Source organism: Pseudomonas graminis, from assembly GCF_001705435.1.
Taxonomy (GTDB): Bacteria; Pseudomonadota; Gammaproteobacteria; order Pseudomonadales; family Pseudomonadaceae; genus Aquipseudomonas; species Aquipseudomonas graminis_B.
This window is the reverse complement of the sequence record NZ_MDEN01000061.1, coordinates 201387-214757: the sequence shown is the minus strand read 5'-3', so window position 1 is coordinate 214757 and position 13371 is coordinate 201387. Positions and strand designations below refer to the sequence as shown.

General features: G+C 63.2%; 11 protein-coding genes. 8 read left to right on the top strand and 3 right to left on the bottom strand.

Going from position 1 to position 13371, the window contains the following annotated elements:
• Positions 1–7: 7 nt before the first annotated feature.
• Positions 8–1957, top strand: coding sequence for an AAA family ATPase (locus BBI10_RS11640; RefSeq protein ID WP_065988756.1), 1950 nt, complete (start codon positions 8–10; stop codon positions 1955–1957).
• A gap of 206 nt (positions 1958–2163) precedes the next feature.
• Here BBI10_RS11640 and qhpR read toward each other — a convergent pair whose 3' ends face one another.
• A complete protein-coding gene (gene qhpR / locus BBI10_RS11635; RefSeq protein ID WP_065988651.1) occupies positions 2164–3240 on the bottom strand; it encodes an AraC-like transcriptional regulator QhpR in 1077 nt (358 codons plus the stop codon).
• 449 nt (positions 3241–3689) lie between these two features.
• On the opposite strand from qhpR, the gene eat reads away from it, so the two are divergent.
• From eat to BBI10_RS11615, 4 genes are all read left to right on the top strand, one after another.
• On the top strand, positions 3690–5042 hold the full coding sequence (eat, locus tag BBI10_RS11630) for an ethanolamine permease (RefSeq protein WP_065988650.1): 1353 nt from the start codon (positions 3690–3692) through the stop codon (positions 5040–5042).
• Between the two features lie 27 nt (positions 5043–5069).
• Entirely contained in the window at positions 5070–6461 is a 1392-nt protein-coding gene (locus BBI10_RS11625; RefSeq protein ID WP_065988649.1) for an ethanolamine ammonia-lyase subunit EutB, read from the top strand.
• A 35-nt stretch (positions 6462–6496) separates the two neighbouring features.
• Positions 6497–7315 carry an ethanolamine ammonia-lyase subunit EutC gene (eutC, locus tag BBI10_RS11620; RefSeq protein WP_065988648.1) on the top strand — a complete coding sequence of 273 codons (819 nt, stop codon included), beginning with the start codon at positions 6497–6499 and terminating at the stop codon, positions 7313–7315.
• A gap of 263 nt (positions 7316–7578) precedes the next feature.
• Complete coding sequence (locus tag BBI10_RS11615) at positions 7579–8997, top strand: CoA transferase (protein ID WP_065988647.1); 1419 nt, start codon at positions 7579–7581, stop codon at positions 8995–8997.
• Positions 8998–9019: 22 nt separating this feature from the next.
• Here the strand turns inward: BBI10_RS11615 and argC are convergent, their stop codons facing one another.
• Complete coding sequence (gene argC / locus BBI10_RS11610) at positions 9020–9943, bottom strand: N-acetyl-gamma-glutamyl-phosphate reductase (RefSeq protein WP_065988755.1); 924 nt, start codon at positions 9941–9943, stop codon at positions 9020–9022.
• 117 nt (positions 9944–10060) lie between these two features.
• Between argC and BBI10_RS11605 the strand changes: the two genes are divergently transcribed.
• Entirely contained in the window at positions 10061–10945 is an 885-nt protein-coding gene (locus tag BBI10_RS11605; protein ID WP_065988646.1) for a LysR family transcriptional regulator, read from the top strand.
• A gap of 87 nt (positions 10946–11032) precedes the next feature.
• Here BBI10_RS11605 and BBI10_RS11600 read toward each other — a convergent pair whose 3' ends face one another.
• Complete coding sequence (locus tag BBI10_RS11600; protein ID WP_065988645.1) at positions 11033–11464, bottom strand: nuclear transport factor 2 family protein; 432 nt, start codon at positions 11462–11464, stop codon at positions 11033–11035.
• Here BBI10_RS11600 and BBI10_RS27185 point away from each other — a divergent pair.
• Both BBI10_RS27185 and yghX read left to right on the top strand, forming a co-directional pair.
• Entirely contained in the window at positions 11463–11657 is a 195-nt protein-coding gene (locus BBI10_RS27185; RefSeq protein WP_141695161.1) for a hypothetical protein, read from the top strand. The genes BBI10_RS11600 and BBI10_RS27185 overlap by 2 nt on opposite strands.
• 74 nt (positions 11658–11731) lie before the next feature.
• A complete protein-coding gene (yghX, locus tag BBI10_RS11595) occupies positions 11732–12619 on the top strand; it encodes a YghX family hydrolase (RefSeq protein ID WP_065988644.1) in 888 nt (295 codons plus the stop codon).
• The last annotated feature ends 752 nt before the right edge of the window (positions 12620–13371 follow it).

The following is a 13371-nucleotide window of genomic DNA, read 5'->3' as shown; positions in this document are numbered from 1 at the left end:
GCCCGCAATGAGATCACCCGCTGCCTTCGCGCCCCCGCCGTCGTTGTTTTTGCCCCTGACCGAAGAGGTGTGCAAGGGCCTGGCCGCTGGCGAATCGCTGGACGATTTCCTGAGTGAGGCGGGCCGGCCGCCACTCGCCGCGCTGATGCTGCTGCTCAATCTGAAGGCGCTGGTCGCGCAAAACACCGCCGTCGAACAGCTCGAACGCATGCTCGATGATGTCCTGCGCGCGGCCGCTTCCGTTGAAGAAGCGGGCGGTCGTTTTGCCGATCTGGTGCGCGGCAGGTTTACCGTCGACCATCTGGCCGCAGGGCTCTCGGTGCTTGAAGTCGCCGGCGTCAGTCTGCTCGAAGACGCGGACATTGAGCAGCAGGATTACCTCGACGGGGAAGGGCAGTGGGACTTCGGCTTTGGCCTGCGCCATCGCGCCAAACTCGAACCCCTGACCCGCGAGGTCGTGATGCCGTCCGGCGATGTCCTGCGCCTGAGCGATCAGCAGAGCCGGATCTTCGACGAGTTCAAGGTCTGCAACGAAGAGTCGTTCCACCTCCAAGCCTACGCCGGGGTGGGCAAGACGTATCTGCTGGCGAAGTTCTTCGAGGTCCTGGTCCCGGAAAAGACCCTGCTCATGGCGACCTTTCCGGGCCAGGTGAGCGCGCTTCAGGCGCGGGTGCGTCAGGCCAATCCCGACGCGCGGATCAACGCGTGCACGTTTGGCCACATGGCCAACCTGCTGCTCAACCGCGACTTGACCGCGCGCGGCTGGCGCAACACCGACATTCAGCGGACCGGCGCCAGTTCACTGGTCGATGACCGGCAAGTGGCGCAGTGGCTGAACCTGCAAGCCGTGGGCAAGCTGCAGCCCCGTGACGTGGCCCGGGTCTGTCGCGCCACCGTGCACAGTTTCAGCCTCTCGCCGCTGGCGAATATCGAAGCGCGGCACTTGCCGTCGCTGGGGCACGCAGCGAGTCAGGCGGACATCGCCCTGCTGCTGGAATACAGCCGCCTGCTCTGGCGCGAAACGGTCAGGCCGTCGGCGCCGCACATTCGTCTGCCAATCCGCAACAGCCACCGGATCAAGTTCCTGGCGCTGACCAGCGAAGTTATCCCTGAGAACTACAGCCACATCATCATCGACGAAAGCCACGAACTGACGGCGCCGATGGTGCAGATCCTTGATCGCAGTCCCCAGGCGGTCATTACGTTGGGCGACGAATTCCAGCAGCTCAGCGGCAAGACCCCGCGCCACGGCGGCTTCATTCGCCAGCGTTTCATGACCCAGTCGATCCGCGCTGGCAAGCAAATGGCCGACGTGCTCAACCCGATGATTCAGTTGCACCCCAGCGACATCAAGGAAGGCTTCGTGGGCCGCGCACCGCACCCGACGCGGGTCATTGGCCACGGCGTCATGCCGATTCCGGAAAAACCCACAACGATTCTGGTCGCCAACGAATGGGGCTTGTTTGCCTGGTTCAAGCGCCTGACCGAAGCCGGCGCGCGCTTTCAAATGCCGCCGCGCACCCTTGAAAATCTGACGCTGTTCGTCAAAGGCCTGGACCTGCTCTACCGTGAAGACCTGCGCCCGCAACACCGGCTGATCTTCCGCTTCGCCTACTGGGACGCGCTGGCCTCGGCCATGGGCGGCAGCCATGAATTCAAGGCGATGCACGAGTGGCTCGGCCAGGGCAACCGGCTGCAGGACTTCATCGACACCACCCAAAGGTTCTGCAACGACCCGGCCGCCATTCTCAAACTGGCGAAAGTCGAAGACGTGAAGAATCAGGAATTCGACTCTGTGCTGCTCTCCCGCGACCTCATGCGCCCACCGCGCGCGGGCTCGACGCATTCACTGGCCAGCGTTTGCTCGCTGCTCTACACCGCCAGCTCCCGCGCCCGGCACGAACTCCTGCTGCCGGGGAACATGAATGACTGGTTGCAGGATTTGGGGCGTAAGTAGAGCGCGCTTCTGATCCAGACGCCGCGCTGCCCGCTGGAACTGATTTACCTGTGGGAGCCGAGCTTGCTCGCGAAGGCTTCCTGTCAGTCACCAGAGAAAGTGGCTGAATGTTTGGGCCCTTTCATGAGCAAGGTGGAGCGCCACCCCGGTCACTCCCACATGACCGGTGCTGTCTGGAAAAACAAGGAAAGCCGGCCGTCGGCGTTTCAAACCCGGCAATCACCCCCCCGCCACTGCTTCGGACTCACCCCGAACCATCGTTTGAACGCCCGAGAGAACGCGCTGGTTTCCGAGTAGCCGAGCAGCGAGGCGAGTTGGGTGATGCTGAGGTTCTGCTGTTTCAGGTGGTTCAGTGCCAGCTCCTGACGGATCTGGTCGACCAGTTGCGTGAAGCTGATGCCGTGTTCGCGCAGTTTGCGCTGCAGGGTCCATTCGGACAGGCCGAGGGTGAGGGCGATCTCGTCCAGCGCCGGCTCGCCCAAGTGCAGGGTGGCGAGGAGGGTCTGGCGGGCGCGGTCGAGGAGCGTGGCGTCGTGGCCGTTGCTTGTGCCGCTGCCGGTATCGCCCAGTTGACGGATCGCGTCCTTGATCAGCATCAGCAAGACCGGGTCGCTGCCGGGCATGGCCTTGCCCACGACATCGCCCTTGGGAATCAGCAGTGAATTGCAGCGCTGCCCGAAACACACGTCCGCGCGGAAGACGTCGCGGTGCTCGTGCCAGCCTTGGGGTTTGGCGTGTTCGAAGGCGACCTGCCGAGGTGCCCAGTCCGGGCCGAGCACGTGGCGCACCAGGTTCAGCGCCATGCCCATGGTCAGTTCGGCGTCCTGGCGGCGTTCGGCGATCGCGCCATGGCGCACCTGATAGTCGAAACGGTAGCACTCGCCTTGATCGACCAGTTCGATCAGGGTGCTGTGTTGATGGAAGGGGAAGGCGGCGGAAAAGTTGATCAGCGCGTCTTCCAGCGTCGCCGAGCACAGGCCGATGTAGCCCAGCAGACCCAGCGCCTGTGGACGGAATTGCTGGCCGTAACGCAGGCCGAAATTGTCGCAGCCGGTCTGGTTGGCGGCTTCTTCCAGCACTTTGCAGTAGTTGGTCAGCGGCAGGCTCAGGGTCGGGTGCAGCAGTTGCTCGGGGTCGATGCCGGAGCGGCCGAACACCCGGTCCAGATCACCGCCGTGCTGCACGATGAAGCCATCGAGCCCGTTGGCCGCAGCCGACAGCACGCCGCGATTGCTGGCGGCTGGCGTGTTCGATGCGGCGGCGGGGACGAGTGTCTGGAACATGGGGGTGAAGGCTCTGACGGTGTGTAGGCAAAGTGTGCAAGCAAATGTCATACCTTCATGGCTTCAGCACGCCTTCCGACACCCACGCGCCGGCCTGCCATTCAGCTGTGGAGGCTTGATCGCATCTCGGCTGGGCGGACGGCTTCGCGAGCAAGCGCGCTCCCACAAGAGGCGCGGTGCTACCCGGCGACTCATCCGGCAACCAGGGTTTTGGGAAGTACGGTGCCACGCCGACCCGGAAATGCAGCCTTACACTGACCTGCAATCGTGACCCCCAATAAAGCACCGGGCCATTTTTGCGCGCCAGCGTGGCGCACCCCCGGCAGATACCCCCAAAACTTGACCGCAGACGACAAACCGCGCGCCGTACGGTCAAGCCTTCGCCCGTCAGCTGTGACTATGCTCGATGTCAGACAAATACCGTCGCCTGGCTACCGGGGTACACGCTCATGACTGCTTCACAACTCAAACCCACCTTGGGAACCCTGCATTTGTGGGGACTGGCCGTTGGCCTGGTGATTTCCGGCGAATACTTCGGCTGGAGCTACGGCTGGGGCACTGCCGGGACGCTGGGCTTTCTGGTGACCACGCTGATGGTCGCGGTGATGTACACCTGTTTCATCTTCAGTTTCACCGAGCTGACCACTGCGATTCCCAATGCGGGCGGCCCGTTTGCCTACAGCCTGCGTGCCTTCGGCGTCACCGGCGGGATGATCGCCGGGCTGGCGACACTGATCGAATTCGTCTTCGCCCCGCCGGCCATCGCCATGGCCATTGGCGCCTACCTCAACGTGCAGTACCCGTCCCTTGACCCAAGGGTGGCGGCCATCGGCGCGTACTTCGTGTTCATGACCCTGAACATCCTGGGCGTGAGCATCGCCGCGACCTTCGAGCTGGTGGTCACCATCCTGGCGGTGGCCGAACTGCTGGTGTTCATGGGCGTTGTCGCGCCGGGCTTCAGCTTCAGCAATTTTGTCCTGGGCGGCTGGGCCGGTTCCGACACCTTCAGCCTGCCGGCCATCAGCGGCATGTTCGCGGCGATCCCGTTTGCCATCTGGTTCTTCCTCGCCATCGAAGGCGCGGCCATGGCGGCTGAAGAAGCCAAAGACCCCAAACGCACCATTCCGCGTGCGTACGTGGCGGGTATTCTGACCCTGGTGGTGCTGGCGATCGGCGTGATGATCTTCGCCGGCGGCGTCGGCGACTGGCGTACGCTGGCCAACATCAATGACCCGCTGCCACAGGCGATGAAAGCGGTAGTCGGCGGTAACTCCAACTGGATGCACATGCTGGTGTGGATCGGCCTGTTCGGTCTGGTGGCGAGTTTCCACGGCATCATCCTCGGTTACTCGCGGCAGTTCTTCGCCCTGGCACGGGCGGGCTTTTTGCCGCCGAGCCTGGCAAAACTGTCGCGCTTCCAGACCCCACACCGCGCCATCCTCGCGGGCGGCGTGATCGGCATCATCGCAATCCTCAGTGACGGCGTGATCAACCTGCAGGGCATGACACTGACCGCGGCGATGATCACCATGTCGGTGTTTGGCGCTATCGTGATGTACATCATCAGCATGCTCAGCCTGTTCAAGCTGCGCCGCAGCGAACCGAACCTCGAGCGCAGCTTCCGCGCGCCGGGCTATCCGATCGTGCCGGGGATCGCCCTTGTGCTGGCGGTGGTGTGCCTCGTCGCCATGGTCTGGTTCAACCTGCTGATCTGCGCCATATTCATCTGCCTGATGGCCGTGGGCGCGCTGTTCTGCAAAATGGTCCGCGGGCGCAGTGCGTCGGTCGCGGTCACCGGTTAATCACGCGGTTCGAATGAAGAGGTGTGCATGAGCTTTTCCCACAGCATCGGTGGCATGGTCTGGCGCTTCGACAGCCTGCGGGAACTCATGGCCAAGGCCAGCCCCGCGCGCTCCGGCGACTTCCTGGCCGAAGTGGCCGCCAGCAGTGATGCCGAACGCGCGGCGGCGCAAATGGCCCTGGCCGACGTGCCGCTCAAGCAATTTCTCACCGAAGTGCTGATTCCCTACGAAGAGGACGAAGTCACTCGCTTGATCGTCGACAGCCATGACCGCGCGGCCTTCGCCCCGGTCAGCCACCTCACGGTCGGCGGCTTTCGCGACTGGCTGCTGGGGGACGACGCCACCGAAGCCAGCCTCAAGGAACTGGCGCCGGGGCTGACCCCAGAGATGGCAGCAGCGGTGTCGAAGATCATGCGCGTGCAGGATCTGGTGCTGGTGTCACAGAAGATTCGCGTCGTCACCCGCTTTCGCAACACGGTCGGCCTGCGCGGGCGCATGTCCACCCGGCTGCAACCCAATCACCCCACCGATGACCCGGCCGGCATCGCCGCCAGCGTGCTCGACGGTCTGCTGTACGGCAACGGCGACGCCATGATCGGCATCAACCCGGCCACCGACAGCGTCAGCGCCATCAGCGAACTGCTGAAAATGCTCGACGGCGTCATTCGTCATTACGAGATTCCCACCCAGTCCTGCGTGCTGACCCACGTCACGTCCTCGGTCGCCGCTATCGAAAAAGGTGTGCCGCTGGACCTGGTGTTTCAGTCCATCGCCGGCACCGAAGCGGCCAACAGCGGTTTCGGCATCAGCCTGGAAATCCTTCGCGAGGGCTACGAAGCTGGGCTGAGCCTGAAGCGCGGGCCTCTGGGCGACAACCTGATGTACTTCGAAACCGGGCAGGGCAGCGCCTTGTCGGCCAACGCTCACCACGGCGTCGATCAACAAACCTGCGAGGCCCGGGCCTACGCCGTCGCGCGGCATTTCAACCCGTTTCTGGTCAACACCGTGGTCGGCTTCATCGGCCCGGAATACCTGTACAACGGCAAGCAGATCATTCGCGCCGGGCTTGAAGATCATTTCTGCGGCAAGCTGCTCGGCGTGCCCATGGGTTGCGACATCTGCTACACCAACCATGCCGAAGCCGATCAGGATGACATGGACGTGCTGCTGACCTTGCTCGGCGTCGCGGGGATCAATTTCATCATGGGCATTCCGGGGTCCGACGACGTGATGCTCAATTACCAGACCACCTCGTTTCACGACGCCTTGTATGCACGCAAGACCCTCGGTCTGCGCCCGGCGCCGGAGTTCGAGGAATGGCTGACGCGCATGGACATTCTGCGCCAGGATGACGGCGGCGTGCGGCTGGGGCAGGGCGTACCGCCGCTGTTCCGCAAGGCGCTGGCGCAATTGAATTAGTCGCTTGATCAGCAGTGGAGATAAGGGCCTGAGCCATGAGCGATGACAAGAAATCACCCGCACACGCCGATGCCTGGCAGCAGTTGCGCTCGCTGACCTCGGCGCGAATCGCCCTCGGGCATGCCGGTACCAGCCTGCCCACAGCGGCGCAGCTGGATTTCCAGTTCGCCCACGCCCAGGCCCGCGATGCCGTGCATCTGGCGTTCGATCACGGGGCGCTGGCTGAGCAATTGGCGGGTCGGTCCCGGGAAACGCTGACCCTGCAAAGCTCGGCCACCGACCGCCATATGTATCTGCAACGGCCTGATCTGGGGCGGCGCTTGTCCGAGGCGTCGGCTGCGCAACTGAAGGATTACGCGGCTGCGCATGCTGAGGGATTTGATTTGGCGCTGGTGGTCGCAGACGGCTTGTCTGCGCTGGCGGTGCAGCGTCACAGCCCGGCGATGCTGGAGCGCGTCGATGAAATGGCGGCAGCTGAAGGCTGGAGCCTGGCGCCGGTGGTGCTGGTGGAACAGGGCCGGGTCGCCGTTGCCGATGAGATCGGCGCACTGCTCAAGGCGCGCATGGTGGTGATCCTGATCGGCGAACGGCCAGGCCTCAGCTCACCGGACAGCCTCGGTCTGTACTTCACCTACGCACCGCGCGTGGGTCTGAACGACGCTGCGCGCAACTGCATTTCCAATGTGCGCCTTGAGGGGATGAGTTACGCGATGGCGGCGCACAAGTTGCTGTACCTGATGCGCGAAGCCTGGCGCCGGCAATTGTCCGGCGTGAGCCTGAAGGACGACGCGCAAGTGCCGGTTTTGGAAGCGGGCGAGGGCAGCCGGCCGGGGAATTTTTTGTTGGGCGGGTGAATGTCTCAGACACTGCGGGGTTTTGTGGGACCGGCCTCAGCCGGGAAGAGGCCAGTGCATTCGCTGAATCTCCACCGGCAGAGACACCGCTTTCCCGGCTAAAGCCGGTCCTACGAAATGCGCGCGCGGTGTCAGTAGGACCGGCTTCAGCCGGGAAGAGGCCAGTGCATTAGCTGCATCTCCAGCGGCAGATACGCCAGCTTCACGCCCCTTCCCACACTCATTTGCTAGGCTGCTCTCACCACTTCCGAGAGCGCCGCCTTATGCCCACTGCCCATTCCGACACTGCCTGCTCGCATTTCCTGCGTGAATTCTGGCTGGCCCTCGGTGGCGAGCCTCGCTATCTCGATCATCTTCAGATCAGCGGCGAAGGCGCGCTGGTCTCGGCATTTCCGGTCACCGATTTCGCCACAGCGGCCCTCGCTGCCGCGCATCTGGCGGTAGGCGAGTTGATCGATCAGGCCCACGGCACGTTGCCGCCGATCACGGTCGACCGGCGCCTGGCCTCATTCTGGTTCGCCACGTCTCTGCAGCCCGAAGGCTGGTCGCTGCCGGCGCAGTGGGACGCGGTGGCGGGGGATTACCGCGCGGCGGATGGCTGGATTCGTTTGCACACCAACACCCCGCACCATCGTCAGGCCGCGCTTGCCGTGCTGAACACCGCCCCCGAGCGCGATGCGGTGAGTCAGGCGGTGCTGCGCTGGAAGGCAAGTGAGCTGGAAAGCGCGGTGGTCGACCATCAAGGTTGCGCCGCCGCCATGGGCAGTGCGCTTGCCTGGCGCGAACATCCCCAGGGTCGCGCCGTTGCTGCCGAACCTTTGTTGCATCGTACGGATGCGCCAGCGGGACCGGCTGCATCGCATCAGTCAAACCCTGCACGACCCGAGTGGAGCGTTCCCCGCGAACGCCCCCTGCGCGGCATCCGCGTGCTCGACCTCACGCGCATCCTGGCCGGCCCGGTGGCGACGCGGTTTCTCGCCGGTTTCGGCGCTGAGGTCTTGCGCATCGATCCCCCTGGCTGGGACGAGCCTGGCACAGTGCCCGAAGTGGTGCTGGGCAAACGCTGCGCGCGGCTGGACCTGCGCGACCCTGCCGACCGCGCAGTGCTGGAGGGCTTGATCAGCGAAGCGGACGTGATGGTTCACGGCTACCGCGCCGATGCCCTCGCGCGGCTGGGCCTCGGTGCCGAACGCCGTCGGGCGCTCAATCCCGGTCTGGTGGATGTCTCGCTGAACGCCTACGGCTGGACCGGCCCATGGCGGGAGCGACGGGGTTTCGACAGCCTGGTGCAGATGAGTTGCGGCATCGCCGACGCCGGCAAAGTCGCAGCGGGAAGTGACCGGCCCGTGCCGCTGCCGGTGCAGGCACTGGATCACGCCACGGGGTATTTGATGGCGGCGGCAGCGGTGCACGGGTTGACTCAGCGACTGATCACCGGCGACGGCGTTCAAGTCCGGGCTTCCCTGGCGCGCACTGCGTTATCGCTGATGTCGTTTGTTCCGACCGAGGCGCAGCTTTTAGCCTTGCGACCACTGAATCCGGACGATTATTCCGACGCTATCGAGCACACCGCGTGGGGCCCGGCGCTGCGCTTGAAGCCCGCCGGAGTGATTGAAGGCACCCCGACGCAGTGGGATTTACCGGCGAGCGCGCTGGGCAGCGTCGACGCGAGATGGCTGTAACGCACGACGGGTCGAACGTCAGTCAGCCACCCGCAATCATCAAATCCAGGTTCTGCACCGCCGCCCCGGCCGCGCCCTTGCCCAGGTTGTCGAACACGGCGGCGAGCAAAACGTGGCCCTCGTTCTCGAACACCATCAGCCGCAGGTTATCCGTGCCGTTGAGCTGGCGCGGATCAATCCCGCTCAGCGCGCGCGATTGCTCCATCGGCATCACCTCGACGTACCCGCTGCCTTGATAATGCTCAGCCAGCGCAGCATGCAGCGTCGTGCCGGTCACCCCGTTGGGCAGCAAGCGCGTTTGCAGCGCGACGGTCAGCACGATGCCCTGACGAAACGCGCCATAGGCCGGAATGAACACCGGCCGCTCGCTCAAGCCGCTGTATTGCTGGATTTCCGGGACGTGCTTGTGCGCCAGGCTCAGGCCGTAAATCTGAAACGGGATCGCCTGGGCAGCGTCCGGCCCTTCGAATTCATCGACCCCGGCGCGGCCCTTGCCTGAATAGCCTGACACCGCATGGATGCTGATCGGGTAGTCGCGCGGCAGCAGACCCGCCTCCAGCAACGGACGCAGGAGACCGATCGCCCCGGTGGGGTAGCAGCCCGGATTGCTGACGCGGCGGGCGGTGGCGATGCGTTGTTTCTGCGCGTCACTCATCTGCGCGAAACCGTAGACCCAGTCGGGGTGGGTGCGGTGCGCAGAGCTGGCGTCGATAACCCGCACGTCGGGATTGGTGATGCTCGCCGCTGCGTCCCGGGCAGCATCGTCAGGCAGGCACAGCACGGCAATGTCGCAGGCGTTGATCGCGGCGGCGCGGCTTTCCGGATTCTTGCGATGCTCGGCTGGAAGGGTGACCACGTGCAGGTCAGTGCGGCCTTGCAGGCGCTGGTGAATCTGCAGGCCGGTGGTGCCTTGGTCGCCGTCGATGAACACAATGGGGGTTGGCATGAGGTTGAAATTCCGCTGAAGGTCGTCAATGACTGACATCTTCAAGCCCTATCGTTGATAGAGAAAGTTGAATTTGATGACGGTACACTTCATCTTTTCTGAAGGAAGGATGGGCCAGTGCGGGAAATCAGTCTGGATCGTTTGCGCACCCTGGTGGCTATCGCCGACCACGGCTCGTTTGCCGAAGCGGCGCGGGTGCTGAATCTCGCGCCGCCGACGGTCAGTCTGCACATTGCCGATCTTGAGCAACGGGTGGGCGGCGTGTTGCTCTCGCGCACCCGTGGACGGGTTCAGCCTTCGGCCATCGGCGATACGCTGATCGAGCGCGCGCGGCGTCTATTGGCCGACGCCGAACAGGCGCTGGAAGACGTCGAGCGTCAGGTCAAAGGGCTGGCCGGGCGGGTTCGACTGGGGGCCTCCACCGGCGTTATCGCGCAATTGCTGCCCCAGGCGCTGGAAACCCTGGAGCAGTTGCACCCCGGCATCGACGTGCAGGTCGCGGTGCTGACGTCGCAGCAGACCCTGCAAAAACTCGCGGACGGCAGCCTGGACATTGGCGTGATTGCGTTGCCCCAGGCGCCGGTCAAGGGCCTGTCGATACAGTCGTGGCGGCGCGACCCGGTGATGGCGTTTCTGCCGGCGCGCTGGGATTGCCCGCCGGTCATCACGCCGAGCTGGCTTGCCGGTCAGCCGCTGGTTCTCAACGACGCCACCACGCGGCTGTCCCGTCAGGTGGCGGAGTGGTTTGCGGGCGAGGGGCCGCAGCCGACGCCGCGTATTCAGCTTAATTACAACGATGCGATCAAGAGTCTGGTGGGGGCGGGCTACGGCGCGACATTATTGCCCCACGAAGCCTCCACGCCCGCGCCGGAAAGCCGCATTGTCATGCGTCCGTTGCAGCCGGCGTTGTGGCGGGAGTTGGGCATTGCGCACCGTGCGGGAAGCGTCGAGCGCTCGACCCGCAATGTGCTGGCGGTGTTGCAGGAGTTGGAAGCGTTGTAGCTCAACGGGCGGTAAAAACAGACATGTAGCCGACCGGCGCCTGACCCTCTCAGGCACCCGGTCGGCCCAGACGTTGAAGTCACGCCATCAGAATTTGAACGCCTGGCGTCCGATCAGCAGCCATTGGCCTTTCTGTTTCTGCCAGACCTGAAAGTTTTCGATCTCGGTCGGCACAACCTTCCCACTGTTCACGGCTTCGGCGGAGAAATGGTTGCGCACCAGAGCAGTGTCGCCGTTCATGTTGATTGTCTGGTTTTTCATTTCCAGGGTGTTGAAGCCGCTGCGACCGGTTTCGATGTCCGCAATGAATTCATCCTTGTTCTGCACCTTGCCGCTGGAGTGTCCGTAGGTGACGTTGTCCGAAGTCAGCGCGCCAAGGGTGGCAATGTCTTTGTGCAGCATCGCCTGGGTCATGTTGTCGACGGCCTTGGCGACGGCTTGTTCATCGGCAGAAGGGGCGGCGGCCACGAAGCCTGAAAACAGGCACAAGAAACCGAGGGTCAGTTTGAGTCGGGTCATGAGTGCATCCTTTTTTATTGTTGATGGAAGCGGCATGCAGCGGCCATTTCTGAAGAAAGGTGGCTTTGTACGTCGTCGTACAACTGCGCCGCTCAGGCTAGCCCACATCGAGCCTGTTGGAAAGGGAGCGTTTGAAAGTGGGGTGCCGTCACGTCGCGGCGTGATACAGGCTGGCGAAATACTGCTTTACTGAGGGCTCGCTGCGGCACGTTCAGGCGCTCGGTTCTAGGCCTGTGCCCGTTGGACAATCGATGAGGATGCGCACAGATGACCCGTCTCACCGCCAAAGACTTCGCCCCGGAATTGCTTGAGCTCTACGACTATTACGTTCACGGCAAGATCAACCGCCGGGAGTTTCTCGATCGCGCGGCCGTGTTCGCTGTGGGCGGGCTTGCGGCGACGACCATTCTGGCGTCGCTGAGCCCCAATTACGCGCTCGCCGAGCAGGTCGAATTCACCGATCCTGACATCATTGCTGAATACATTTCCTACCCGTCGCCCAAAGGTCACGGCCAGGTGCGCGGGTATCTGGTGCGGCCGGCAAAAGCCGACGGCAAGGTCGCGTCGGTGCTGGTGGTGCATGAGAATCGCGGCCTGAATCCTTACATCGAGGACGTCGCCCGGCGGGTGGCCAAAGCCGGTTTTATCGCCTTGGCGCCTGACGGTTTGTCATCGGTCGGGGGCTATCCGGGCAATGACGACAAGGGCCGCGAGCTCCAGCAGAAGGTTGATCCCGAGAAGCTGATGAACGATTTCTTTGCCGGCATCGAATGGCTGATGGCCCATCACGCGTCCACCGGGAAAGTCGGGATTACCGGGTTTTGTTACGGCGGCGGTGTTTCAAATGCTGCTGCCGTGGCTTATCCGGAGCTGGCGGCGGCGGTGCCGTTTTATGGCCGGCAGCCCAAGGCTGAAGACGTCAGCCGGATCAAGGCGCCGCTGTTGTTGCATTACGCGGAGCTGGACAAGCCGATCACTGATGGTTGGCCGGCGTATGAGGCGGCGTTGAAGGCGGCGGGGAAGACGTATGAGGCGCATATTTATAAAGGCGCCAACCACGGGTTTCATAACGATTCGACACCGCGTTATGACGACGCTGCGGCAACATTGGCGTGGAACCGGACGTTGGATTGGTTCAGGAAATACCTGACCTGACGGTGAAGGGCGGTGAAGGGGACTGATTTATTTTCGACCTGACGGTGAAGGGGACTGATTTATTGACTCGGTGAAGGGGACTGATTTATTTACGGACGGTGAAGGGGACTGATTTATTTACAGCGCTTCATCGTAAATTAATCTGTCCCCGGGATACGCGGTGCGGCTGCAATGGTCGGCCTAACGGCCTCCGGTTTCGCCTTCGGCGAGTTACTTGGAAAAGCACCCCAAGTAACCAAGGGTGCTTGCTCCTGGTTAGGCCCGACTTCGTCGGGTTCCCTCACTCCGACGACGCTCCGTGGGCCCGCGCCGAACGGACATCCATGTCCTGACGGCGCTCTCGCCGCATCCATGCGGCTCGGCCCACTGCGCGTCGTCTACGTTCAGCCTGCACCCAAGTCGCGATTGGCGGTGTTTGGGCCTTTTGTGTTCGAAGATCAAGATCAACAGCTTCCCGGCTGAAGCCGGTCCTACTGGATGCACGCGATGCTTTTTGTAGGACTGGCTTTAGCCGGGAAGAGGCCAGCGTGTTCGCCATCACTTTTTTGGTGTGACGCCGGACGTCCATCCGGCTGAAGCCGGTCCCACTATGTGATCGTGGTGTGCGAGGCGGCACCAAAACCCTGCACGGTGTGCCTCGTTCAGGCGCACGCGAACCTGCGAATTAAACCGGAAAGCACGTCGTCCCCAAGCCAATCGGACCTTCCACCCCAGTGGCCCGGCTTTTGCTTTCGTTGAATCCAAACTTGGAT

Bases quoted from the DNA above. Each gene is read 5' to 3' on its own strand.
- BBI10_RS11640 (WP_065988756.1), top strand. From the start codon at position 8: ATGAGATCACCCGCTGCCTTCGCGCCCCCGCCGTCGTTGTTTTTGCCC.
- qhpR (WP_065988651.1), bottom strand. From the start codon at position 3,240: ATGTTCCAGACACTCGTCCCCGCCGCCGCATCGAACACGCCAGCCGCC.
- eat (WP_065988650.1), top strand. From the start codon at position 3,690: ATGACTGCTTCACAACTCAAACCCACCTTGGGAACCCTGCATTTGTGG.
- BBI10_RS11625 (WP_065988649.1), top strand. From the start codon at position 5,070: ATGAGCTTTTCCCACAGCATCGGTGGCATGGTCTGGCGCTTCGACAGC.
- eutC (WP_065988648.1), top strand. From the start codon at position 6,497: ATGAGCGATGACAAGAAATCACCCGCACACGCCGATGCCTGGCAGCAG.
- BBI10_RS11615 (WP_065988647.1), top strand. From the start codon at position 7,579: ATGCCCACTGCCCATTCCGACACTGCCTGCTCGCATTTCCTGCGTGAA.
- argC (WP_065988755.1), bottom strand. From the start codon at position 9,943: ATGCCAACCCCCATTGTGTTCATCGACGGCGACCAAGGCACCACCGGC.
- BBI10_RS27185 (WP_141695161.1), top strand. From the start codon at position 11,463: ATGAGTGCATCCTTTTTTATTGTTGATGGAAGCGGCATGCAGCGGCCA.
- BBI10_RS11600 (WP_065988645.1), bottom strand. From the start codon at position 11,464: ATGACCCGACTCAAACTGACCCTCGGTTTCTTGTGCCTGTTTTCAGGC.
- yghX (WP_065988644.1), top strand. From the start codon at position 11,732: ATGACCCGTCTCACCGCCAAAGACTTCGCCCCGGAATTGCTTGAGCTC.